The sequence below is a fragment of the Pasteuria ramosa genome (genome assembly GCF_056496785.1).
Window position 1 is genome coordinate 552,055 of the sequence record NZ_CP143099.1, and the last position, 25,128, is coordinate 577,182.

Consider the following 25,128-nt stretch of genomic DNA (forward strand, 5'->3'; position numbering starts at 1 on the left):
CTGTTAAAATCTTTAGGGGGAGATCTGAAAATGCAGTCTAATTTTATGGATGAATATTTTTTTGAGGATAGAATGCGCCATAATAAGGAATCAGCTAAGTTAAAAGATCAAAGAAAACAAGCTTGGTCAAAAATTTCTGGCTTGCCCTTACCTAAGGTAGAACGTGTTGATATGGGATCATGGAATTTATTTGATATCAATCGTGATTTAGATAAGGGTTATGACCGCAAATCTTTATCTAATGCTTTTTTGCATAAGTGGACTTTACCTAATGCTATGCATCTAGTTTTTGATGGAGATCAAGTGATTGATCATAGTAAAATAAATTTGCAAAATGATCAACCTTTTATCTTGTCTTGGGAAGATGCTTTAATTTCTAAGCGTGATCTTATGCATAAGTATGTTTTTTCTGAAAAATTTGTTATGAAAAACAAACTATTTGCTGTTCATCAAGCACTTTATACAGGTATTGCACTTATTTATCTTCCTTCAGGCACCAATTTAGATACCCCTTTACAAATTACGCTTAATTTAGATGCACATGTTGGTTCTTTTCCATATATTTTAGTTGTTGCCAAAGACAATGTTTGTGCAGATATCTCTATTATGAATGTTGGTTCTGCTGATACATTACACAGCTTACTTGATGTTCATTTAGCACAAAATGCTCAAGTTCGTCTATCTGTTTTTGATCAAGCTGTTATTCGTAAGGTGGGCACTTTTCAACGACGTGCTTACTTAGGTAAAGATAGTGAATTGACATGGATAATTTCTGAGTCTTTGAAAGGCAAGATTGTTTCGGAAACGACAGATTATTTAGCAGAACCTGGTAGTAAGACAAATGTGAAAACTTTAGGTATTGGTACAGGAACATCGGATGTTTGTTTTTCAATCCAAGCTGATCATTTGGCGCAGAATACAAAGAGTAATCTTCATACGAGGATTGTTGTTTGTGATGAATCGTCTAATATTGTGAATAACATCACAAAAATTAATAATGGTGCTAAAGGCGCTGATGGCCGACAGACAACACGTTTGCTTATGCTTAGTCCAAAAGCGCGTGGTGATGCTAATCCGATATTACTAATCGATGAAAATGATGTTATGGCTGGGCATGCTGCTAGTGTAGGTAAGATTGATCCAATGCAACTTTATTATTTTTTAGCAAGAGGTATTCCGGAGAGCAAAGCTGAAAAAATGTTAATAAAAGCGTTTTTAATGGAAATTGTTTCAGAAGTATCTTGGGTTGATTTGCGTTCTTTAATTAATGACCAATTTATAAAGGGTGTCTTTGTATGAGTTTGACGCCATTCTCTTTAAGTGATTTTCCCTTACTTAATAATTTAGTTGATGATGATGGGAAACGCTTACGTTATCTGGATAGTGCTGCTACTTCACAGAAACCACAAGTTGTAATCGATAGTTTGAAAGATTTTTATGAAAAATCAAATGCTAATGTTAATCGTGGTATTTATGGATTGGGATATAAAGCTACAGAAGCATATTGTTTAGCTAGGGAAAAAGTGCGCAATTTTATTAATGCAGCTCATTCTTACGAAGTTATTTTTACCAGAGGTGCTACCTCTGCTTTAAATATGCTTGCTTATAGTTATGCTTTACCACGGCTTAAGTCAGATGATGTTATCGCATTAACTATGGCTGAACATCACAGCAATTTAGTACCTTGGCAATTTGTAGCGAAAAAAACAGGTGCGCAATTGTTTTATTTACCGTTACAAGATGATGGTAGTTTAAATTTAGCTGATGTTGAAATAGCTTTGGATAAATTAAAATCACAAAACAAGCATTTGCGTATTGTAACTATCAATCATTTGTCAAATGTAACAGGTTTTTTAAATCCCATTAAGGAACTTGCCCAACTCGTCCACCGTTATGGTGCTGTTTTAGTGGTTGATGCGGCACAAAGTATCCCGCATATGAAAGTTGATGTACAAGATTTAGATGTCGATTTCTTAACCTTTTCCGGACATAAGATGTGTGGTCCAACAGGCATTGGTGTTTGTTATGGGCGTGCTGATATTCTTCGTACAGTAGAGCCTTTTGAATATGGTGGAGATATGATCTCGGAAGTTGACTTATTTACTGCTACTTTTCGCGATCTGCCTGCCCGTTTAGAAGCAGGTACACCAATTATTTCAGGTGCGATTGGATTAGCAGCGGCTATTGATTATTTAAATCAGCTCGGCTTATCCAATATCGAAAAACATGATCGTGACCTTGTTAAGCAGGCAATCCATCGGCTACAAGATATACCGGGTATAACAATTTATGGTACTCAAGAAAACAGACTAGGTGTCGTGACTTTTAATATCGATGGTGTACATGCTCATGATGTTGCAACGCATTTAGATAGTTCAGGTATTATGATTAGAGCGGGACATCATTGTTGTCAACCACTTATGAAAATGTTTGGCTTGTCCTCTACAGTTAGAGCTAGCTTTTATCTGTATAATGATAAGACTGATATAGATGCATTAATAGATTCAATATTAAAAGTTAAACATTTTTTTGCTAAAAGATAACAAAATGAAAAAGCAACAATAAACAAAATGAAAAAGCAAATCAGAAGGTAATAAAAAAGAAATTAAAAATCAACAATTAAATAAACCGGAAAGCAATAAAAGAATTTTTTATCCCTATAATAATCTAAATAATATATATATTTTATATATCGGAGGGTAGGTAAACTCTTAAATGTTAGAAGATTTATATAAGCGTGTGCTGATGGAATATGCACAGTCTAAAAAGCACCGAGGTTGTGTAGATAATGTTACATTTTCTATCACGCTTAATAATCCTATTTGTGGGGATAAAATTTGTTTGTCTTTGCATGTAGAAAATGATTTGATTAAAGATGCTAAATTTTTGGGTGACGGTTGTGCTATTAGTATGGCTTCAGCTTCACTTATGATAGATGCGATTAAAGGTAAGACTTTAAATGAAGTTGATGAAATGAGTCGTTTATTTTCATCGTGGATGAGTGGTAACAATGTCGATATTTCCCAATTTCCATGTGAAGATATTCAGGTTTTGTCCGGGGTGCAAAAATTTCCTGTGCGTATAAAATGTGCCATGCTATCTTGGCAAGCGCTGGAGAAATCCTTATCACAAGATGGGGATGGAAGATGATGCAACCTTTTTGTATATCATGATTATATATGGGGGGGAATAGTATGGGCGATCTATTGGATTATAGAGAAGATAATGATTATAAGTATGGTTTTAAGGAAAAGGATATTTCTGTTTATCGGTCAGGTAAAGGATTAACGGTTGAAATTGTTGAAACTATTTCTAAATTAAAAAAAGAACCGCAATGGATGTTAGATTTTCGTTTAAAATCATTTGAGCAATTTCAGAAAATGCCTTTACCTACTGACCAAAATAGTCAATGGTTTTCTTTATTGCCAGGCAAACTGAATGAATTAGACTTTAGTGATATTACCTACTATGCCAAACCTTCTAATTATCAGGGAAATGATTGGAATGAAGTTCCTAAAGAGATCAAAAATACGTTTGATAAAATAGGTATTCCTGAGGCAGAACGCAAGTTTTTTGCTGGGGTTTCTGCGCAATATGAATCGGAAGTTGTTTATCATAATATTAAGAAAGAGCTTGGTGATCAAGGCGTTATTTTTTGTGATACCGATACTGCTGTGCGTGAATATCCTGATCTTTTACGTTCATACTTTGGAAAAGTTATTCCGCCTTCAGATAATAAATTTGCTGCTTTAAACAGTGCTGTATGGAGTGGCGGTAGTTTTATTTATGTACCTAAAGGTGTAGATTGCAAACTACCTCTACAAGCTTATTTTCGGATTAATGCTGAAAATATGGGTCAATTTGAACGTACACTTATCATTGTGGATGAAGATAGTTTTGTGCATTATATCGAAGGATGTACAGCACCAACGTACACGACAAATTCACTGCATAGTGCTGTTGTAGAGATTATTGTGAAAAAAAATGCACGTTGTCGGTACACGACGATTCAGAATTGGTCTTCGAATGTTTATAATTTGGTGACCAAAAGAGCTATTGCTGAAGAAGCGGCCCATATGGAATGGGTAGATGGTAATATCGGTTCCCGCTTGACGATGAAATATCCAGCTATTATCATGACAGGACCGCATGCTAAAGGTGATATCTTATCGATTGCAGTAGCAGGTAAGGGCCAGCACCAAGATGCTGGAGCTAAAGTAGTTGCTTTGGCACCTCATTGTACATCTACGATTGTTTCAAAATCTATTAGCAAGCAGGGTGGTAAGGTTACTTATCGTGGATTGGTACGTTTTAATAAAAAAGCATATGGTGGTAAAGCTAATATAAAATGCGATACTTTGCTTTTAGATGATATATCTGTTTCTGACACCATCCCTTATAATGAACTGAATACAGATGATATTATTTTAGAACATGAAGCAACAGTATCTAAAGTTAGTGAAGAACAACTATTTTACCTTATGAGCCGTGGATTAAGTGATCATGAAGCAACACAAATGATTATCATGGGCTTTATTGAACCTTTTACTAAGGAATTACCTATGGAATATGCCGTAGAAATGAATCGCCTTATTCGTATGGAAATGGAAGGATCTATAGGTTAGATCATGCTAAATAAAAGGGTCGTTATTTGACCCTGGGGATTTTATTTCCCAAGTTTATATTTAATTATTTTTACATTATTTCATTATTTTTTTTTATTTTAATTTGCTTTTTTATAGACATTAGCTCATTATTTATTTTATGTTAATTAGGATTATAATTTTTCATAAAAAAATAATATTATATATATTTTGATCCTTTAGTTAAAAATATTAAATTTTTTCATTATTTAAAATAAATAACTCAGCGCTTATTGCGCTTTATTTTTATTCCTAAATTTTAAATATATGTTTTTCGAATTTATTAATATAATTAATTATATTCAAGAAAATATCTATTATTTATATTTTTTAATTCATATTAAAATATTTAATTATATAAAAAGATATTTAATATATTTTGTTAAGAAATATAATATATTTATTAACAAAATAACACAACACTATGATTGAATGGTGTTGTGTTATTTTGTTTTTTGTCGATATATATTAAGATAAAATTTAACAAGAAAAGCACATAAAAAACAAATAAAACAAAAAAGAAAAGAGGCAATAATTATGACTTATTGTTAAAAACAGATATTTAAATATGGAGTATACAAAAATAGCATCATTAAACGAAGCTAGCTTTATTTCTGCTGTAGGTGTTTATACAAAGAACCTTTTTACTTATAGTAGAAAGTATTAGAAAATATGATTTAAAAACACACGCAAAAGTTGGTAGACTGACTATACTTTACGCCTAAAATCAAGCATTTCTGTTTTTTTTTATAATTTTTTATTCGTGTTTACTCATAGAAAAATTGCTAAAAAGTTTAATATTAATAGTAGTACAGTTAATAAAATAGTAGTATAGTTCTGTATATGCAAAAAAAAGCAACAAAATGTAAATTTTTAATAAAAATAATAAAATATTATTGTGTTTCCGAATTTTGCAATATATTATATTTATGGAGAATAATATTAATTATATTATTTATCTAATTATATAAAAATTAAATACCATAAATGTTGTATAATTTTAATTAATGATTTAAAGTTGTTGTTTTTTAAGTAATTGCAGTAAGATATTAATATATTTAAACGATTGATTTAGCTATAATTTTATATTCATGCAATTTGTGTAATTGTAATATTAGCTAATGTGGTGGAATTAGCTGTTAAAGATGGCACACCACCTGTTATGATCAAACCGGTTATGCGGGGGATTATTTGAAGCGTGGCATTTGTTTTTGTATTTATAAGTATCTTGTTGCTTAATCTTGAATTATCAATAGAAGCCGGATATGAACCGGCAGCTGCCCATATAAAGCTACCTAGCAGAGCTGTTCCATTTAATAATAACTCTGCTGCAATAACATTTGACGGGACTAAAGAATCGCCTGATATAGAATAATCAACAATGTATGAACCTTGTGTTAGGTTAATTGTATTACTACCTTTTAAAGAAATATTGTAACCGATATTTTGTAATTTTGTTAAAGGTATGGGTTGATTTACCTCCAGCGAATATAGATTGCTTTTTGTGATAAATCCAAAAGATGCAGCTGCATAAGTGAACTTATTACCACTTGGTCCGGATGGAGCTTCTACAAGATTAGATCCTTGAGGACCTGTAGGTCCTTTTATACTTATGCCTGTAGGTCCTTTTATACTTATGCCTATTGGGCCTGTCGGACCTGTGTTTCCGGTATTTCCTATTGGTCCAGTGTTACCGATAATACTGGACCCTGTAGGTCCGGTAGTGCCTTTACTACCTCTTGGGCCACAGCAAATGATACAACCATATGCGTTCTTATAACAATGACAACAGGATTTTTTTGGAGAGCAATTAGCAATATAAGATGATGATTTTTGTGGCTTGTGATTCATATTTTTCCTTTGAATTATTTTTTATAAAATATATTTATCTCAATTTAATAATTATGATTTAATTTCTGATGAATAAATTAAATCATAATTATTAAATATATATCTAACTATAGAATTCAGATGATCCATTGCTTGTATATCATGTTTAGTGAATGAGGATTGAATTTTTTTATATATTGAGCTTTTTTTCACACTAATCTAATAGAAAGTTTAAGAATATTATAGAATAACCTGAAAGCTATGATAATAAATGTTTTTTAAATTTTATTCAATTATTAAATTATTCAAAACTAAGATTATTTTTTTATTGTTTTTACTTATATTTTTAATTTTTCTTTTTTTATATTTAATAAGAAATTAAATTCTATTAGATCAATCTGGATGGTAGATTATGTGAAATTTTAGATTAAATCAAATTAAATTTAAATATATGTGTTGGTTTTCTTTATTAAGAAATATGTTAGGATTTGTGTCTAAACTTTATTAGTATAATTATGACATTAGTATTTATTATGTATTAAAAAAATATATACAAGTCATTTTTTAATAAAGTTTTTATTTTAAATATTATTGAAATAAAATTGCGAATTTGTTATTCATGCGATTTGTGTAAAAGAAATATTGGCTAAAGATACGTTGTTACTAATTAATATATCTGCAGATCCTGATATAACTACTAAATTACTTATGCGTGATATCATTTGAAGTGTGGATTGCGAAACTATATTGAGAAGTATTTTATTGCTAATTCTGGCATTATCTAGAGTATCATACGGAGGGTCATTCGTTAATCCTGCAGCTGCCCAGATAAAACTACCTAAAACAGATGCGCTATTCAATAATAATTCTATAGCTAGTACATTTGGAGGATAGGTATCACCTGCTAGAGAATAGTCAACTATATATGAGCCTGGAAGTAAATTAATATTAGTGTTTCTTAATGATATATTGTTGCCTATGTTATTAATAGTTGTTAAAGGTATAGGTTGATTTTGATAAATAGTGGAGCTGGTGTTTGTAGCCATAAAGCTAAAAGATGCAGCTGCATAAGTGAACATATTGCCACTTGGTCCTGATGGAGCTTCTACAAGATTAGATCCTTGAGGACCTTTAGGTCCTTTTATACTTATGCCTGGTGGGCCTGTAATAACAATCCCTGTTGGGCCTTTCGGACCTATGTTTCCTGTATTTCCTATTGGTCCAGTGTTGCCGATAATACTGGATCCTGTAGGTCCTGTAGTGCCTTGACTACCTCTTGTGCCACAGCAAATGATACAACCATATTCGTTCTTATAACAACGACAACAGGATTTTTTTGGAGAGCAATTATAAGATGATGATTCAAGAAAATTTTTGCTCATAATTTTATGTCCTTATTCTGTACATGCAAAAAAAGCAAAAAAATGTAAATTATTAATAAAAATAATAAAATTTTATTATATTTCCAAAGTTTACAATATATTACATTTTAATATTTTACAAACAAAAATAGACATTCCTCTATCACCTGTGTAGAATGTAAGTGTTAAGCAAACACACAACAGGGGGATAGCGAATGTCTATTAATTGTAGGTTAACAAATAAATCTCATTTGGTCAAATTTTTTCGTAAATTGGGGTTAATATCCCAATTTACTTCATCTGTTTTTAATCATATTTTGCAAATTATTGATGGTATGTTGTCACAAAACTTTAACGGAACTTTGTCAGATATTCATAAAAAAAGCTTTTATAACAGGTGCCGACAAACGATAAGCCATATGATGACTAATTCAAAATGGGATGAAAAAATACTTAGTGACGCCATTAAAAATGTTTCTTATGAAGAAGTTATCCATCAAGCTAAGAGAAAAAATAAACCTTACTTTCTTATAATTGACGATACAGTATGCCATAAGACAAAGCCATCATCATTAGCTGAACACCCTATGCAAGCAGCGGGTTATCATTATTCTAATCTAGATAAAAGAAGTGTATATGGTCATTCTATTGTTCAAGCTATGTTACATACAGATGGTTTAAGCTATCCTATAGAAGTTAAACGTGCTAATAAAACAGAAAGTAATAAAATGGATACTGCTTGCGATATCATATCTAGTGCTCCTGAGCCAGATCACAAAGCATATGTTTGTGTAGATTCTTGGTATATTTCAAAAAAGATCATCGAAACAAGCTTAAAAAAAGGATTTCATTTTATAGGTGCATTAAGAATCGATATTGTTATTTGTCCTTTAGGCATTAAAAATCAAATAAAAATGTTTTTAAATTTTATAAAAAATAAAGATACAAAAGTTGTTACCATTAAAAAACAAAAGTATCGTGTTTATAGATATGAAGGTAATCTTAATTTTATTGACAATGCAGTTGTCCTTATTTGTCTTAAGGAAGGTCAAGATATATCTAAAGCAAAAGCTTTTATTTGCACAGATATGGAGCTAAGTAATGAAGAAATTCTAAATTATTATTCGAAAAGATGGGAAATCGAAACCTATTTTAGAACAGCTAAAAATTATCTTGCTTTACAAGGATACCAAGTCAGATCCAGCAAATCTTTAGATAGATACTTAATTTTACAAATGTTTGTAGCAATGTATTGTATACATACAGGTAATGGTAATCTCCTAAAGGGATTACGTAAATATCAGGCTAAAAAAGAAGCTGATCGAATAGAAGATATGATTGATATATTAATTTCATCCCTTAAAGAGGTAATATCATATTTAGATGTTCCTACGCATATATCTGTGAAGCTTATTTTATCACGTGCCAAAAAAGGATTAAGAGCAGCACTAAGGTCCTACTGTTATCAATTTAAAGAGGTAGCCTAAATCTGCAAATACAATTAAAAAGGATAGATATGGTAAAAAAACTAAAAAAGCTAGATTTGGTTTTTGACCATTTATAAATATAATTAAATTTATTATAAAAATACAAATATATAAATTCTCTTTTTAGAGTAATTAAACATAAGGATGCTAAATTACTCTAAAAATAAAAACGATCTTTTGTATAAACAAATAATGTTCAAACTTAGATTATAATAAACTTTTTAAGTTAATTTTTGAAAATCAAAAATTATGGCCTATTTTTTTTGGCAAGTACAGCTTATTATCTGTTTTTTAAATATTGATTTTAATATATGTTTATTCATAATTTTGATTTTATGTTTGGTTAAGATTTTTTAATTAATTAACCCTATGTATAGACATTGTGGCTATATTCGTATTATTAGGTATTAATTCTGATATAGCACCTGACGGTACTGTGAATATAAGGGGTGACAACTTAGGTACAAGTTGTAAAATGGAGTTCTGAGTTACGTTAACTAGTATTTCATTTGAGATGCGTAAATTACTATCGTTATTCGCAGGTATTGGTGCTGAGGCATAAATAAAGCTACCTAGAATAGGTGATCCTCCTAATGTAAGAACGGCTGCTGTTATATTATTCGCATCCGATGAATTGCCGGTAACAGAGTAGTCTACCATATAATTTCCAGGTGCTAATGTTACGGTATTTGCTGACGATAAAACTATATCGCTACCGTTTACGGTTTGATAATTAAATGTTACAGGTTGATCTACAGGTAAAGTGGTAGGTTGCGTAGGTATGAAGCTAAAAGTACCAGCCGAATTAGGCACAGAAGCCGTTGCACCAGTCGGACCTGTATCACCAGTCGGACCTGTATCACCAGTTGGACCTGTATCACCGGTAAGTACAAGGTCACCCGTCGGACCTGTAACATTTGTTGCTGTATCACCAGTTGTACCAGTAGTACCAGTAGTACCAGTCGGACCAATTGCACCATTTTGACCTGTACCATCAGGACCTGTAGGACCGGTAGGTCCTGGTTTTCCTTTTCTGTATCTAATTTTACAGCATCTTTTTTTTCTTCTTTTTCTACAATGATGATCTAATACATATTCATTTATTAGATAAGGATCTAAGTCATAAGGGTATGAGTCATAAGGATCTAAGTCATAAGGATCTAAGTCATAAGGGTATGAGTCATAAGGGTATGAGTCATAAGGGTATGAGTCATAAGGGTATGAGTCATAAGGGTATGAGTTATTCGGATCTTGATTATAATGCATATATTTTTGTCTCCAATAATGAACTTGTTTCTAATATATAAATTTTCATATGTTTTAAATTAGGTTTATATTCTAAGATATTACTTATAACGTCAGATTGTATGGTTAAAAAGAAGAAATAATCTATGTATATTTTTAACGGACACTAATCTTTTTTTTAATATGTAGGTAGCTATTATTAGATTGATATTATAGTTAAAATAAATCAAAATACAACTGAGATAGATATGATGCTCCTACTTATCGTAACCTTTATTATTGTTAGCATTATTCGATCTATTTAATTATTATTTATTTATAAATTAATAATTATTATTTAGTTTTTGATAAATTAATTTGCATACTTGTCATTATTTGATCATATATGTTTAAATTTATGATTAATTTTTTTGTTCAGCATGATTGTTTATTATATTTTGTATTAAAAGTAAGATTCTTTTATCTTTTTTTCATTATATATTTTTTATTTTAGTAATGAATTTGAGATATATTTGATTTATATATCTTATTTCAATAATAATTAATAATTTGAATAATAATAATTTGAAGAATAATTAATAGCTAATTATTCTTCAAATTACAATACAATCTTAATGATTAGATTTGAGCTACCGTATTAGTTTTTGGTAACTTGCCTAATAAAAAATTATATATTTTAACATATTATTAGGATTTTTAGAATTATTAATAGCAAAACTTGAACATCATAGTATATATAAGATAATTTTTTCATTATAAATATATATTGCAAATATTTTTCTCTTGATTCTAAAAAAATAAATCGATGGCAAATCTTTTTATCCCTTAATATGATATTTTTTTAGTTAAAATTACAATATATTTTATATTTTATATTTTATATTTTTTAACATTATTTATGAAATTCAAATACAAAAGCCGGCGTTACCATAGTTTTTAGTACATTGGATTAGGTTCTTAAACTTTTTTGCACCGGTTTTTGGAAAAGTTCCAGGTATTAAATCTGCAAATACACTTTAAAAAGGATAAATAAAAGGATAAATCAAAAAGGGTAAATAAGGTAAAAAACCTAAAGTTTAGGTTTTTTGGATTATCATTTATAAATATAATTTAATTGATTTCAATAATATAAGTATATAGGTTTAATGGAAAATACGAATTATCTTTTTTTTAAAAAATTATGTCCTTATTGTTTTACAATTATAGAAAGAATTAATGATTGGATATTAAATAGAAAATAATTATATGATCCATATGAAAATTGCATTATCTATAAGTGCAGATTACGCTATTTGTGTAAGCGTAATATTCGCCATTGATGCGCTATTACTGGTTAATGATGGGGCTAATTCTCCGGGATAGATGGTTAGCCCTGATATGCGAGGTACCATCTGTAATGTTGAGTTTTGTGTTATGTTAACTAATATTTTATTACTTATTCGTAAATTATCAAAAGGATTATTACTTGTGTCTGAAGCTGCCCATATAAAACTTCCATTAATAGGTGTGCCGTTAAGTAATAATTCGGCTGCTATAATATTAGGTGGTCCAAATACATCACCGCTTACAGAATAGTCAACGATATATGAGCCTGGGGTTAAGTTTATTGTATTGTTATTTGCAAGTGAGATGTTGTAACCTATATTTTCTAATGTCCTTAAAGGGACAGGTTGACCTTGGCTAAGCGAATAATTACCATTTTGAGCTAGAAAGCTAAAAGAGGCAGCTGTATAAATATATTTTGAACCTTGCGAACCTTGTGATCCTGTATAATTTAAACCTGTATCTCCTGTAGGACCTGTAATACTAGCGCCTGTAGGACCTGTAATACTAACACCTGTAGGACCTATATCTCCGGTTGCACCTGTATCTCCAGTTACACCTGTAGTGCCTGTAATACTTGCTCCCATAGGACCTATTGGTCCTGTATTACCTTTTGGTCCACAGCATATGATACAGCCACATTTATTTTTATAGCATCGACAATTACAACCAATTGTTTGGCAGCAATCGCCTTTTTCAAGGTATTCATATAGCATTTTAATATTATTTCCTAATTCTGTATGTATTTCATAATTTTTATTTTCTAAAATAATTTATAAATCACTTTTTGCTTAATTTATAAATTTAAACAATGATAGAAGTGCTTAGTATTTTGATTTTAAAATTTCACATATAAATTATCGTATATTTATACACATTATTTCAAAGCCATTTTATGAATTTAGGAAATGGAAGCAATCTTATTTGATTAAACGTTTTAGTTTTTTTATAATTACATATATAATAAAATTATAAATTAATTTATGCAATAACGTCTCGTCATTTATCTTTGATATTAATAATATGAGGTAGCGTTTTGCCCCCCCCCAAACCGTGCAAGCATTTACGGCTTTTCGATTCATTTAAACATTTTAATTCCCAAAAATTTGAAATCATTTTAGAATATATTAAATTTCAGAGCTTAATCTATAAGCTATAGCCTTTCAGTTGTTAGCTAGAAACTTTTAACTTCAAGAGAATTTATTAGATTTTTTGCAAAAATAATATTAAGATATAGATCAAAAATTTGAAAAAATTATTTTGTTTACGTTAGTCAATCTAACTGGATTAAATATATTACTTTTATCACAAATATATTTTTAACGATATAAAAGATATACAAGTTTTTAATATTGGGCCTTTTTATCGTTCAGTTGCTTCATAAATTAGTATTTAGATTGTATTTAGTTTATATTAATGTTATTATACATAAAGCTTGATATGATATTATAAAATTTATCTAAGATCTATCTCTATAGCTGCTCTATTAACTTTAATTACTAGAGTAATTTTGGGTATATTAGCTTGTGACAATTTATCATGTGACTTTTAATAATTTGATATGATATGTGATTGTTTTTTTATCCTAATAATATATATTTTAAACCTACATATATTAGTTTGAGTTTTATTTAAATCAAAAAATTAAATCAAAAAATTTATTATTAAATTAAAATCAGTTATAATAAAAGTATATTATTTTTTGCTTCATTCGATTGTGTGCTTAAACCTATTTTATCTTCTGTATATTCATTTCTGTATATTCATTAAAGTGAAGTTGTGGATTGTAAAATAATTCTTAGCGCTATTTTCCTATTTGCTTTTTTTCTAGAGAAATATTTTTCTATATAAAGTAGATATCTCAAATCATCCATACGCAGATAAGTTGGAACAACAGCATGATCATAAACTTTTTTTATATAATGAAGAATAATGTTAACCTGTGTTTTGTATATCATATTGAGCTGATGACAATGTATTTGTCTTTTTACTATATCATCAATGATTAGAAATTAAGGTTTATTTTTCTTCTTATCTTGCCTGATAATCTTTTTATGATCAACATCTTTTACTGCTTTATTAAGTCCTTGGCACCCCATTGATAATTGTCATAATATTTCATTATTTTTATTAAAAATGTCTTTCTGTTGGATTGAGTGCATTTTCTAACTAATTTTCCTAATCGACATAGTAGCTATATTTGTGTTATTGGGTATTAATTCTGATATCATTCCTGCTGGTACTGTGAATTCAAAGGGTTTTAATTTAGGTAGAAGTTGTAGAGCGGAAGTATTATCTACACTTATCAGTATTTCGTTTGACATACGTAAGTAGCTATCGTTATCATCCGGGGTGGGAGATGAGGTATAAATAAAGCTTCCTAGAATAGGTGATCCTCCTAATGTAAGTACTGCTGCTGTTATATCAATTTCTTCGACTACTTCTCAAGATTTACTGACTAAAGAGTAATCTATTATATAATTTCCCGGAGTTAGTGTAACGGTATCTTGGGCGGATAAAGTTATATTTTTCGTAGGTATAAAGCTAAAAGTACCAGCTGAAGAAGGTATTGTTGCTAAGGGACCTGTAACCAGTTATACCTGTTGTTCCTGTTGGACCAGTGGATCCATTTTGACCTGTGCCATCAGGACCTGTAGGACCAGTAGGTCCTTTTTTGTCTGTTTGATATTTAATTTTACAGCATTTTTTTCTTTTTCTGCAATGGCATAATGTATATTTTTTGAGATAGTGATCAAAGTTATAGTGATCAAAGTTATAGTTATATGAATAATTCATTAATTTTCACCCACAATAATTCAGTAACTATTGCTTAATCAGATCAAAAGTTACATGTTTAAACTTGATTTTCATTAGATTTATATCTGTTATATCTAAAGTTTTTTGTGATAATTTATATATTTTGTGCTTTTAATTTCTTTTTTTTCTTACTTTATGTATTAACATATTTGATTTATTATACGTTTTTCTATTGAAATAAATAATTACTTTGAACTATATGTAGTTTAGATACCTTATTTTTATTATTAAGCAGTTATTTTTTTTCCATTGAAAGATAATGTAAAAATTTAAATACAATATCTATTCCTGTAGATATTGCTTTTTCGCAAGGATTAAACATAGGATGATGTAATGGATAAGGGCTATTGACACCTAACCAAAACATAAATCCTTGTGTTTTATTTAAAAAATAGCCGAAATCTTCGCCTGCAAGCTCGGCTTCACATAGTGTAAATTTATATTTGTTTTCTTCTGTTATATATTTTTGGAATATATGGACTAAATCAGAATCATTTTTTACGCATGTATATCCTGCACCAAAAGATAATTTTGCTTTGCAGTTAAATGCTGTTTGTGTTCCATTTGTTATGGCTGATATGCGTTCTTTTATTTTTGTTAATACATCTTTTTTTAAACTTCGGATAGTTCCTTCTAAAATAGCTTGGTCTGCAATAATATTTTGTTTTGTTCCAGCGGATAATTTGCCGATGCATATGGTTGCTATATCTTTGGGATCAACATTTCGGGATATAATGGTCATTATGTCTTTCGTTAAAGCTGATATAGCGAGTACCATATCATTCCCTAGTTGCGGTTCAGATGCGTGGCTGCTATTTCCGTATAATTTTATACTAAACTCTTGGGTATGAGCGAAAATAATATCAGGCTTAGTGGCGACAAAACCTACAGGATATTTTGGAGCAACATGTAAAGCTAAAATTTTGTCAGGTTTAAAAGATGTGTATAATTCGCTTTCGCACATTAGCTGTGCACCGCCAGGGCCTTCTTCTGCTGGTTGAAAAATAAATAATACATCTTCTTTGATGGGTTTTTTAATTAATTTATCTAGCACACCATATGCAATTGTCATATGGAGATCATGGCCGCATGCATGCATATAGTTTTTATGTTTGGACATAAAGGGTAAGTTTGTTTTTTCCTCTATAGGTAGTCCGTCCATATCTGCTCTGAAAGCGAACATTTTATTTGGTTTTTTAGTATCTGTTCCTTTTAGGTGTACGAATATTCCGGTACGCCATTTTTCGATTTTTATTTTTTCTTGAGGGAGTGTGGCTAACAAAGCTAACAATTTTTCTTGTGTTTTATGCTCAGCGAAGCCGATTTCAGGGATTTCATGTAAACTTCGGCGTATAGAAATATATTTTATAATAATCACCTCTTTAATTTTATTTTAGATTTTTTTTTAAACACTTATCAAGTGCTTCTAAAAACATGTCCCATTCATTTTCTTGAAGGGTTAAAGGTGGTAGTAGGCGCAAAATATTTTTGCCTGTTATATTAATTAAAAAGCCATTAGCTAGTAGTTGTTTTTGTATATTTTGTGCTATCCTTTCTAAACTATCGCCCCATATACCTAACATTAATCCTCTTCCGCGTACTTTTAGATTTAGAGATTTATAATATGGTTGTAAGACTGTTCTTAATTTTTTTGTCATTATATGTGCTTTTTTTCTGATACTCAACAGCATTGCAGAATTTTCTTTTAACAATAGATCCATAATGGTTTCACCTAGGGCTACAGCGAGTGGTGAGGGAGCAAATGTTGATCCATGGTCCCCTTGATTGAGTATATCACTATAAGTATCATTCGCTATGACACCACCCAATGGTAAACCGCCCCCGATACCTTTGCCAAAAAGTATTAAATCAGGTACGATACCCGCATATTGATGTCCGAATAAGTATCCTGTACGGCCCATTCCTGTTTGTATCTCATCTAAGACAATCGTTATATTATTTGCTTGGGCTATACGATTTAAATTTTTCATATATGATTTTGATAAAGTTAATATGCCTCCAGACCCTAAGATAGGTTCCATAAATATAGCGATCGGTTTTTCTTTTTCTAAAATATTTTTAGCGTATAGTATATCTTCTAATGGTAATTTAAAAATTTTAAATGGTAGACTTGGATAATAATTTTTTTTTGGATAAGGAGCTAAAGAAAAGGCACCTGATGTGCGTCCATGAAAGGCTTTTTTTATTACAGCGATGCAGCTTTTATCTTTGTGGTTACTATCTTGTTTTTGGTTATGAAAACGGTGAATAATTTTCAAAGCTGCTTCTGTTGCTTCGGTACCTGATGTCGTGAAAAAGACCTTACCTTTTTTATCTGGAAAGGAAGCTTCTACTAATTTTTTTGCTAAATTTATGGAATGAGGGTTCATAATTAAGTTTGAAGTGTGTAAAAAAGCTTTTATTTGTTTTTGGATTGTTTCATTAAGCTTTCCATTTAAATAACCAAACATATTTACGCCTAATCCTGTTACTAAATCTAAATATTTTTTACCTTGCACATCAATTATATAGTGGCCTTCTATTTTTTCAACAGCAATTGGATAGCGTTTAAATGTATTCATAATATATTTTTGGTCTAAATCTAACCAGAAAAGATTATCAGACATATAACTATTCTAACTCCCTTAAGGCATCAATGATGGCCGTTTTAGCTTCTGTAAACTTATCTTTTTTCTTTAAAACCTTAGCAGGAATTCCTCCTACGACCATATTTTCTTCGACGTCCTTTGTTACAACAGAACCTGCTGCTACAATAGCGCCTTTTTTGATATTTATACCTTCTAACACTACTGCATTAGCTCCGATTAAAACATTATCTTCAATAACTACAGAATTTTCTGAAGGTGGTTCGATTACACCTGCTATCACAGCACCTGCTCCTATATGACAGTTTTTACCTATTTGTGCTCTGCCTCCGATGACGACATTCATATCAATCATGGTTTTTTCACCAATACAAGCTCCGATATTAATAACAGCCCCCATCATAATTACTGCTTGTTTACCTATTTCAACATTGTTTCTAATAATAGCACCTGGTTCAATTCTGGCTTCGATAGATAGTAGGTCTAGCAGAGGTATAGCCGATAATCGGCGGTCTTGCTCTATTTCTAATTCTTCTATATCATTTTTATGGTTCTTAATAATATGTTCTAGCTCTTGCCAATCACCAAAAATAATAGCTGTTTGATTGAAGCGGAATACTTTGCTTTTCCCAAAGTCAATTTTATCTATTTTACCGGACAATGTTATTTTGACAGGTGTTTTTTTTGGACTGTTCTTTATAATAGAGATTAACTCCTGGTCATGATTTGAGGAATTTTTATTTTTCATATTTAAATACTTCTCCTTAATTTAAATTTCACCTTAGAAATTTTCGGTTTTTTCAAAATTCGCAAAAATTTTTGAGTTGTTCTTATTTTTGTCTTGCTTAGATATCTTTTTATATATTTTTGTCTCTTAAGATATAACTCGATTAATGCAATAATGGTTTCATTTTAATTTTATCTTAGTGGTTTCAAAATGTTTTAATCAGAGATATTTATTTTTATTATTTTAGTCATTTTAAAATAAATAAATCCCTCATAGGGGATTTATGATAATTTTTATTTGGTTGTATTTACTGTATATTTATTTTCCAGGATTAATAATCATTCATTCTTAAGATTAAATAAATTGAAAAATCACCAATTTTGATAAATATTTAAATTAATCTAAAAATTAACCAAGGGGTAATATTGATTTTATTTCACCAACATAAAATAATACTAACATACCTATGACTGATATTGACATCAATGTACGATATTTGCATAGATATTTACCCGTATCTGTATTATCTTGGTTTAAAATTTTAAGCCATTTTTTTCCTAAAACAAATATTAATATGATCATAATGATTAGAAATGGTGCACCAAAACGTTCTTTTACAAGTAACCATCCAGGTTTTGCTTCCCCTAACCAATTTGACCAAAGTTTCAGGCCGCTGATTAATGTTAATAACCCTATGGGTAGATATATAGTGATATTCCAATTATGTATTTGATTGAATGCTTTTAATTGGCTGCTTTTATCATCTATTTTTAACGACTTACTTATAAATAGTAATAACGCTAATGATCCACCTAACCATATTACAACAGAAAGCACATGAAAAAAAACATACCATGGTTGCATATTCATATTTTGTTTAGCTCCTTTACATGATTTAATTCATTTTACCTTTTATTTTAGTATTTAAGCAAGATGATTTTTATTAATTAATTTTATATAATTATATATTTTTATTTTTAATTTGTTTATTTTTATTAGCAATTAATTTTATTCTAATCAATAAAATTGCGACATATATATTTTGAATCATCTAAAAATCAATAAATATAGCTATTCAATTTATTGATTTATTTTTAGAACTATTTTTAGTTTATAAGATATATAATCTATTTTTATGTCTTAATATATAAACAAATTTTATTTTGATAATCATTTAGATCATTGTTTGATTCATCTTAAAATGCAGTTTTAGTAGCTTGTCCAACAAAATAATCTAAAGAGAGTTTTAAGAACCTAATTACTAATCTGCTATATTAATATTTCTGGACAAGTCCATAATTGAATGTACTAAAAGCTCTTATAATGGACTTTTCCAAGAATCAATGTGAAGAGAGTTTAATGGTTTAATAAAAGGCACTAAAAGCTATGATAATGGCTATTTTTGTGCATTAAATTAGACCATTACTAATCGGCTATACGGATATTTATGGTTGATTTATATGTATAAATTATACATTAATTATATTTTTTTATCATAGAGGTAGGAGTTAATGTCTTTTTTTGTTATAATTGCTCTATTATTTAAATTTATTAAAAAAATATTTATTAATTATGAAAATTATTATATTCATATAAAATATCATGTTAGGGGTGCCATCATTGCAATATATGAAGATGCAAAACAACTTAAAAAAATCTTACTTCCTTCACTTTTTCTTATATGGGAAGTGCTTTTTGTACAATCGCTGATACATCTTTGGGTCAAGGTGTTGAATCAGTTAAAACATTAGACCAGAGATTGAGTTCACTACCTCAAGATACACAAATCCATCTTTTTTATTATAACGCATTTGAATATGTAGACATCTATTTCCGAGCATATGATGGAAAATTTAGATCATTTGAAAACCATATTAAGGATTTCAAGAACAAAAACCAATTGTCTATAGATGAAACCGACCAATGAGATAAATTATTAAAAGGATATAGAGTACCTATAGACAAAATAAAAGAGATTGGGCTTCTAAATTATAATAAAGAATCACATAAATCTATATCATTGGAAACTCCGTATTTTTTTCATAAAGTTTTGTTAGAATTTGATGCAAAGATTCCGGAGCATGAAATATCAATAATATCACGACTACCACCAGCACCAGTTTATGATAATAAAGATTATGATGTTGAACAAAGCTTAGACGAGAGATGGTATACACGATCGAAAGCTACGAAAGAGAATCTTTTGCATTATGCATTATTTCTGGATTTAAAAGATAATTTCGATACATACAAGGGACACTTCGAAGCATTTAAAAACAAAATTTAGGATTTAAAGACATCGAAACTTTTGAATCATGATCAAACCCAAAAATACGATAACTTATTAACAGAATATAGAAGACATATAGAAAAACCAGAAAATATATTGCTTCAAGATGATCAGAAAACATCACATCTACATCAACTGAACTGGAAAGGTGTAGTTAATGATATCATTTCGATAGACGATTGGAGAAAATTGATAAAAGATATTGATACCCAAACATCAGAAATAGATAAAATATTATTATCAAAACGACCACCAGCACCATCAGCACCACCATCAGCACCACCAACAGCATCAGATACTGATACACCAATATTTTTAATGCTAGCAGCGATATTAAATAAGGAATCAGATACATTGACTTCTGCTGATCAATCGAAAAAATGATCTGAGGCAGTAAGTCATATCGATAGTATTGATTATGATCATTTGTATAATAAGCTTATAAAGGCAATTAAAGAAAGGACCGCTGATCAAAGGTTGAGTTATAAACAAGTGATTGATTAACTTAATCAACTCTATAAATATCTTTCTTAGCATAATTCGGGTACAATTTCTGATGACAAATTAATTCCAGAAATCTTTTATATTATTGTCGGACTTGAGAAAAAAATTAATGATATAATTTTTTTCTAAAAATGAATTTAAAAAGTTTATTATAATCTATTTTTGAGTATTATTTTTTCGACAAAATATGATTTGTATTTTCCTTGTAATTTAGCAACTTTATGCTTAATTAAAATAAACTTATATTTGTATTATAATGATAAATTTTATTATATTTTATTATATTTTAATATGTTCACAAACCTAACCTTTTTACCATGTACTTTTCATTAAAGACTAATATAGCCGCTTGTCCAGAAATATTAATATAGCCAATTACTAATGGTGTAATTTAAACACAAAAATAGCCATTATAATAGCTTTTTATGCATTAAATTAGGTTTTTAAACACTATTTAATATGGGTTATTGAAAAAGCTCATAGGCTATTAGTTCGGGAAACCGGGATTATCTTTATTGTTAATTTTAAAATGTTATAAAAAAAATTAAAAATAAATATGTATATTTTGCATATTTTTAAGATATGCAAATAATAATGTTGTAATTATTCTAATGTTAATAATTATTATATAAGATACATATATTTTATTAATAGTTTTCATTTTATTCTAAAAAATAAATTAATGCTAAAATTATTTTATCTATGGCTAATTGTTTTTAAATTTAAATATCAATATATATTAAAAAACGCAATATTATATTTATATTGTGTTTTTTAATATATATTAGAATAGAGTTTAATATTTAAAAGATACGATTAAACATGTATTTATAAATATAAATTTAAACACTTAAATATTTAATTAAAAAAAGATAGCATAATTATATCCAGATAAATTAATATATTTTATATATTTTATATATTTTATAGATAAAATCATCTCATTAAGAATAGTTGAGAGAGTTAGAAAAATAGATTAACCACAAAAGGATGTGAGACCAAATATCCTCGACCTCGGAAATCGATTATATTTATTTTCCCATAATTTTCTATCTGATTTACTGATAGAATGATTTTATGAATTTTTTTTATTAGTAAAATTAATTTTAATACCATTATATAAAAGATACAAGTTATTGCTAAAAAATTATTATCCAAAAGATATTAGATAAATTAGTTTGCATATTTTCTAGTTTTAACATTTGGTTTGCTTCTCTTAGGTTGTACGGAATTGATATTGGAAAGACAAAAAAGATAATAAAAAATATGGATCTGGAATCAAAAATACCCAACAATGAAATCTTTACTTTTAATTTTTGCTGAAACAACTTTGATTTGCTACACAAATTTTTCATCTGGTAGGGAATATGATTTAACGCTTTTTAAAGATTCGCACATTTATTGGTTATAACTGTACTTGCCACAAAAAATAGGCCATAATTTTTTATTTTCAAAAATTAACTTAAAAAGTTTATGATAATCTCAGTTGGAACATTATTTTCTTATACAAAAGAGCGTTTTTATTTTTATATTAATTTAGCAGCTTTATGTTTAATTACTCTAAAAAGAGAATTTATATATTTTTATTGTTATAATAAATCTAATTATATTTATGGATTTCCAGCAAACAAACCTGGCCTTTTTAATTGTATTTTTATATTTATGCTACCTCTTTAAATTGATAACAGTAGGATCTTATTGCAGCTCTTAATTCTTTTTTGTCACGTGATAAAATAAGCTTTACAGATATATTAGTAGGAATATCTAAATATGATATTATTTCTTTCAAGTATGAGATGAATATATCAATCATATCTTCTAGTTAGTCAGCTTCTTTTTTAGCCTGATATTTACGTAATCTCTTTAGAAGATTATCATCACCTGTAGATATACAATACATTGCTAAAAAAAACTGTAAAATTAATTATCGATCTAAATATCTGTTTGATCTGACTTGATATCTTTGCAAAGCAAGATTATTTTTAGCTGTTCTAAAATTTTTTTCAATTATCCATCTGTATGTAACATAGCTTGAACAATAGAATGACCATATACACTTCTTTTATCTAGATTAGAATAATGCTAACCCGCTGCTTGTATATGGTATTCAGCTGCTGATGATGGCTTTGTCTTATGGCATACTGTATCGTCAATTATAAGAAAGTAAGGTTTATTTTTTCTCTTAGCTTGATGGATAACTTCTTCATAAGAAACATTTTTAATGGCGTCACTAAGTATTTTTTCATCCCATTTTGAATTAGTCATCATATGGCTTATCGTTTGTCGGCACCTGTTATAAAAGCTTTTTTTATGAATATCTGACAAAGTTCCGTTAAAGTTTTGTGACAACATACCATCAATAATCTGCAAAATATGATTAAAAACAGATGAAGTAAATTGGGATATTAACCCCAATTTACGAAAAAAATTGACCAAATGAGATTTATTTGGTAACCTACAATTAATAGACATTCTTTATCCTCCTGTTGTGTTTTGTTAGGACACTTATATTCTGCACAGGTAATAGAGGAATGTCTATTTTTGTTTGTAAAATCTTAAAATATAATATATTTTAAACTTTGGAAATACAATAACATTTTATTATTTTTATTAATGATTTACATTTTTTGCATGTACAGTTATAAGAACTGTACTTGCCAAAAAAAATAGGCCATAATTTTTGATTTTCAAAAATTAACTTGAAAAGTTTATTATAATCTAAGTTTGAACATTATTTGTTTATACAAAAGATCGTTTTTATTTTTAGAGTAATTTAGCATCCTTATGTTTAATTAATCTAAAAAGAGAATTTATATATTTGTATTGTTATAATAAATTTAATTATATTTATAAATGGTCAAAAAACAAACCTAGCTTTTTTAGGTTTTTACCATATTTATCCTTTTTAATTGCATTTGCAGATTTAGGCTACCTCTTTAAATTGATAACAGTAGGACCTTAGTGCTGCTCTTAATCCTTTTTTGGCACGTGATAAAATAAGCTTCACAGATATATGCGTAGGAACATCTAAATATGATATTACCTCTTTAAGGGATGAAATTAATATATCAATCATATCTTCTATTCGATCAGCTTCTTTTTTAGCCTGATATTTACGTAATCCCTTTAGGAGATTACCATTACCTGTATGTATACAATACATTGCTACAAACATTTGTAAAATTAAGTATCTATCTAAAGATTTGCTTGATCTGACTTGGTATCCTTGTAAAGCAAGATAATTTTTAGCTGTTCTAAAATAGGTTTCGATTTCCCATCTTTTCGAATAATAATTTAGAATTTCTTCATTACTTAGCTCCATATCTGTGCAAATAAAAGCTTTTGCTTTAGATATATCTTGACCTTCCTTAAGACAAATAAGGACAACTGCATTGTCAATAAAATTAAGATTACCTTCATATCTATAAACACGATACTTTTGTTTTTTAATGGTAACAACTTTTGTATCTTTATTTTTTATAAAATTTAAAAACATTTTTATTTGATTTTTAATGCCTAAAGGACAAATAACAATATCGATTCTTAATGCACCTATAAAATGAAATCCTTTTTTTAAGCTTGTTTCGATGATCTTTTTTGAAATATACCAAGAATCTACACAAACATATGCTTTGTGATCTGGCTCAGGAGCACTAGATATGATATCGCAAGCAGTATCCATTTTATTACTTTCTGTTTTATTAGCACGTGTAACTTCTATAGGATAGCTTAAACCATCTGTATGTAACATAGCTTGAACAATAGAATGACCATATACACTTCTTTTATCTAGATTAGAATAATGGTAACCTGCTGCTTGTATAGGGTGTTCAGCTAATGATGATGGCTTTGTCTTATGGCATACTGTATCGTCAATTATAAGAAAGTAAGGTTTATTTTTTCTCTTAGCTTGATGGATAACTTCTTCATAAGAAACATTTTTAATGGCGTCACTAAGTATTTTTTCATCCCATTTTGAATTAGTCATCATATGGCTTATCGTTTGTCGGCACCTGTTATAAAAGCTTTTTTTATGAATATCTGACAAAGTTCCGTTAAAGTTTTGTGACAACATACCATCAATAATTTGCAAAATATGATTAAAAACAGATGAAGTAAATTGGGATATTAACCCCAATTTACGAAAAAATTTGACCAAATGAGATTTATTTGTTAACCTACAATTAATAGACATTCGCTATCCCCCTGTTGTGTGTTTGCTTAACACTTACATTCTACACAGGTGATAGAGGAATGTCTATTTTTGTTTGTAAAATATTAAAATATAATATATT

The 25,128-nt window shown here is 28.9% G+C and carries 20 protein-coding genes; 8 read left to right on the plus strand and 12 right to left on the minus strand.

Annotated elements, in window-relative coordinates; all coding sequences use genetic code 11:
• Positions 1-30 precede the first annotated feature (30 nt).
• The 4 genes from VS182_RS02500 to sufB all read left to right on the plus strand — a co-directional run bounded on the left by VS182_RS02500 (position 31) and on the right by sufB (position 4,625).
• Positions 31-1,299, plus strand: coding sequence for a SufD family Fe-S cluster assembly protein (locus VS182_RS02500; RefSeq protein ID WP_479484937.1), 1,269 nt, complete (start codon positions 31-33; stop codon positions 1,297-1,299).
• Positions 1,296-2,543: a SufS family cysteine desulfurase gene (locus VS182_RS02505; protein ID WP_479484938.1), complete on the plus strand. Its 1,248-nt coding sequence runs from the start codon at positions 1,296-1,298 to the stop codon at positions 2,541-2,543. Before VS182_RS02500 ends, VS182_RS02505 begins: the two co-directional genes overlap by 4 nt.
• A gap of 172 nt (positions 2,544-2,715) precedes the next feature.
• Positions 2,716-3,150, plus strand: a complete 435-nt coding sequence (sufU, locus tag VS182_RS02510; protein ID WP_479484939.1) for a Fe-S cluster assembly sulfur transfer protein SufU — start codon at positions 2,716-2,718, stop codon at positions 3,148-3,150.
• Between the two features lie 44 nt (positions 3,151-3,194).
• The gene (sufB, locus tag VS182_RS02515; protein WP_479484940.1) at positions 3,195-4,625 is read left to right on the plus strand and encodes a Fe-S cluster assembly protein SufB; all 1,431 of its coding nucleotides are present in this window, start codon (positions 3,195-3,197) and stop codon (positions 4,623-4,625) included.
• Positions 4,626-5,732: 1,107 nt separating this feature from the next.
• Here sufB and VS182_RS02520 read toward each other — a convergent pair.
• Together VS182_RS02520 and VS182_RS02525 are read right to left on the minus strand one after the other, a co-directional pair.
• The gene (locus tag VS182_RS02520; RefSeq protein WP_479484941.1) at positions 5,733-6,494 is read right to left on the minus strand and encodes a hypothetical protein; all 762 of its coding nucleotides are present in this window, start codon (positions 6,492-6,494) and stop codon (positions 5,733-5,735) included.
• A gap of 596 nt (positions 6,495-7,090) precedes the next feature.
• Positions 7,091-7,855: a hypothetical protein gene (locus tag VS182_RS02525; RefSeq protein WP_479492704.1), complete on the minus strand. Its 765-nt coding sequence runs from the start codon at positions 7,853-7,855 to the stop codon at positions 7,091-7,093.
• A gap of 194 nt (positions 7,856-8,049) precedes the next feature.
• On the opposite strand from VS182_RS02525, the gene VS182_RS02530 reads away from it, so the two are divergent.
• Positions 8,050-9,321 carry an IS701 family transposase gene (locus VS182_RS02530; protein ID WP_479488904.1) on the plus strand — a complete coding sequence of 424 codons (1,272 nt, stop codon included), beginning with the start codon at positions 8,050-8,052 and terminating at the stop codon, positions 9,319-9,321.
• Between the two features lie 357 nt (positions 9,322-9,678).
• On the opposite strand, the gene VS182_RS02535 is transcribed toward VS182_RS02530, so the two are convergent.
• The 7 genes from VS182_RS02535 to VS182_RS02565 all read right to left on the minus strand — a co-directional run bounded on the left by VS182_RS02535 (position 9,679) and on the right by VS182_RS02565 (position 18,909).
• Positions 9,679-10,587: a hypothetical protein gene (locus VS182_RS02535; RefSeq protein WP_479492705.1), complete on the minus strand. Its 909-nt coding sequence runs from the start codon at positions 10,585-10,587 to the stop codon at positions 9,679-9,681.
• Positions 10,588-11,849: 1,262 nt separating this feature from the next.
• The gene (locus tag VS182_RS02540; RefSeq protein WP_479492706.1) at positions 11,850-12,605 is read right to left on the minus strand and encodes a hypothetical protein; all 756 of its coding nucleotides are present in this window, start codon (positions 12,603-12,605) and stop codon (positions 11,850-11,852) included.
• Positions 12,606-14,433: 1,828 nt separating this feature from the next.
• Positions 14,434-14,685 (minus strand): hypothetical protein, encoded by a 252-nt coding sequence (locus tag VS182_RS02545; protein ID WP_479484946.1) that lies wholly within the window; start codon positions 14,683-14,685, stop codon positions 14,434-14,436.
• A gap of 256 nt (positions 14,686-14,941) precedes the next feature.
• A complete protein-coding gene (locus tag VS182_RS02550; protein ID WP_479488839.1) occupies positions 14,942-16,084 on the minus strand; it encodes an N-acetyldiaminopimelate deacetylase in 1,143 nt (380 codons plus the stop codon).
• Positions 16,085-16,094: 10 nt separating this feature from the next.
• Positions 16,095-17,333 carry an aminotransferase class III-fold pyridoxal phosphate-dependent enzyme gene (locus tag VS182_RS02555; RefSeq protein ID WP_479484948.1) on the minus strand — a complete coding sequence of 413 codons (1,239 nt, stop codon included), beginning with the start codon at positions 17,331-17,333 and terminating at the stop codon, positions 16,095-16,097.
• Between the two features lie 4 nt (positions 17,334-17,337).
• Complete coding sequence (dapD, locus tag VS182_RS02560; protein WP_479488840.1) at positions 17,338-18,060, minus strand: 2,3,4,5-tetrahydropyridine-2,6-dicarboxylate N-acetyltransferase; 723 nt, start codon at positions 18,058-18,060, stop codon at positions 17,338-17,340.
• A 387-nt stretch (positions 18,061-18,447) separates the two neighbouring features.
• Entirely contained in the window at positions 18,448-18,909 is a 462-nt protein-coding gene (locus tag VS182_RS02565; RefSeq protein WP_479484950.1) for a hypothetical protein, read from the minus strand.
• 811 nt (positions 18,910-19,720) lie between these two features.
• Here VS182_RS02565 and VS182_RS02570 point away from each other — a divergent pair.
• The 3 genes from VS182_RS02570 (at position 19,721) to VS182_RS02580 (ending at position 20,713) form a co-directional block, all read left to right on the plus strand.
• Positions 19,721-19,966 (plus strand): hypothetical protein, encoded by a 246-nt coding sequence (locus VS182_RS02570; protein WP_479492708.1) that lies wholly within the window; start codon positions 19,721-19,723, stop codon positions 19,964-19,966.
• A gap of 93 nt (positions 19,967-20,059) precedes the next feature.
• Complete coding sequence (locus VS182_RS02575; protein WP_479484951.1) at positions 20,060-20,326, plus strand: hypothetical protein; 267 nt, start codon at positions 20,060-20,062, stop codon at positions 20,324-20,326.
• A gap of 21 nt (positions 20,327-20,347) precedes the next feature.
• Positions 20,348-20,713 (plus strand): hypothetical protein, encoded by a 366-nt coding sequence (locus VS182_RS02580; protein WP_479484952.1) that lies wholly within the window; start codon positions 20,348-20,350, stop codon positions 20,711-20,713.
• A gap of 1,780 nt (positions 20,714-22,493) precedes the next feature.
• Here VS182_RS02580 and VS182_RS02585 read toward each other — a convergent pair.
• The 3 genes from VS182_RS02585 to VS182_RS02595 all read right to left on the minus strand — a co-directional run bounded on the left by VS182_RS02585 (position 22,494) and on the right by VS182_RS02595 (position 25,028).
• Entirely contained in the window at positions 22,494-22,646 is a 153-nt protein-coding gene (locus tag VS182_RS02585; protein ID WP_479492709.1) for a hypothetical protein, read from the minus strand.
• A 269-nt stretch (positions 22,647-22,915) separates the two neighbouring features.
• Complete coding sequence (locus tag VS182_RS02590; RefSeq protein WP_479492710.1) at positions 22,916-23,305, minus strand: hypothetical protein; 390 nt, start codon at positions 23,303-23,305, stop codon at positions 22,916-22,918.
• A 451-nt stretch (positions 23,306-23,756) separates the two neighbouring features.
• On the minus strand, positions 23,757-25,028 hold the full coding sequence (locus VS182_RS02595) for a transposase (protein WP_479492361.1): 1,272 nt from the start codon (positions 25,026-25,028) through the stop codon (positions 23,757-23,759).
• Positions 25,029-25,128: the final 100 nt, after the last annotated feature.

Bases quoted from the DNA above. Each gene is read 5' to 3' on its own strand.
- sufB (WP_479484940.1), top strand. From the start codon at position 3,195: ATGGGCGATCTATTGGATTATAGAGAAGATAATGATTATAAGTATGGT.
- sufU (WP_479484939.1), top strand. From the start codon at position 2,716: ATGTTAGAAGATTTATATAAGCGTGTGCTGATGGAATATGCACAGTCT.
- VS182_RS02505 (WP_479484938.1), top strand. From the start codon at position 1,296: ATGAGTTTGACGCCATTCTCTTTAAGTGATTTTCCCTTACTTAATAAT.
- dapD (WP_479488840.1), bottom strand. From the start codon at position 18,060: ATGAAAAATAAAAATTCCTCAAATCATGACCAGGAGTTAATCTCTATT.
- VS182_RS02500 (WP_479484937.1), top strand. From the start codon at position 31: ATGCAGTCTAATTTTATGGATGAATATTTTTTTGAGGATAGAATGCGC.
- VS182_RS02545 (WP_479484946.1), bottom strand. From the start codon at position 14,685: ATGAATTATTCATATAACTATAACTTTGATCACTATAACTTTGATCAC.
- VS182_RS02535 (WP_479492705.1), bottom strand. From the start codon at position 10,587: ATGCATTATAATCAAGATCCGAATAACTCATACCCTTATGACTCATAC.
- VS182_RS02530 (WP_479488904.1), top strand. From the start codon at position 8,050: ATGTCTATTAATTGTAGGTTAACAAATAAATCTCATTTGGTCAAATTT.
- VS182_RS02590 (WP_479492710.1), bottom strand. From the start codon at position 23,305: ATGTCTATTAATTGTAGGTTACCAAATAAATCTCATTTGGTCAATTTT.
- VS182_RS02565 (WP_479484950.1), bottom strand. From the start codon at position 18,909: ATGAATATGCAACCATGGTATGTTTTTTTTCATGTGCTTTCTGTTGTA.
- VS182_RS02595 (WP_479492361.1), bottom strand. From the start codon at position 25,028: ATGTCTATTAATTGTAGGTTAACAAATAAATCTCATTTGGTCAAATTT.
- VS182_RS02555 (WP_479484948.1), bottom strand. From the start codon at position 17,333: ATGTCTGATAATCTTTTCTGGTTAGATTTAGACCAAAAATATATTATG.
- VS182_RS02540 (WP_479492706.1), bottom strand. From the start codon at position 12,605: ATGCTATATGAATACCTTGAAAAAGGCGATTGCTGCCAAACAATTGGT.
- VS182_RS02525 (WP_479492704.1), bottom strand. From the start codon at position 7,855: ATGAGCAAAAATTTTCTTGAATCATCATCTTATAATTGCTCTCCAAAA.
- VS182_RS02520 (WP_479484941.1), bottom strand. From the start codon at position 6,494: ATGAATCACAAGCCACAAAAATCATCATCTTATATTGCTAATTGCTCT.
- VS182_RS02570 (WP_479492708.1), top strand. From the start codon at position 19,721: ATGGGAAGTGCTTTTTGTACAATCGCTGATACATCTTTGGGTCAAGGT.
- VS182_RS02585 (WP_479492709.1), bottom strand. From the start codon at position 22,646: ATGATTGATATATTCATCTCATACTTGAAAGAAATAATATCATATTTA.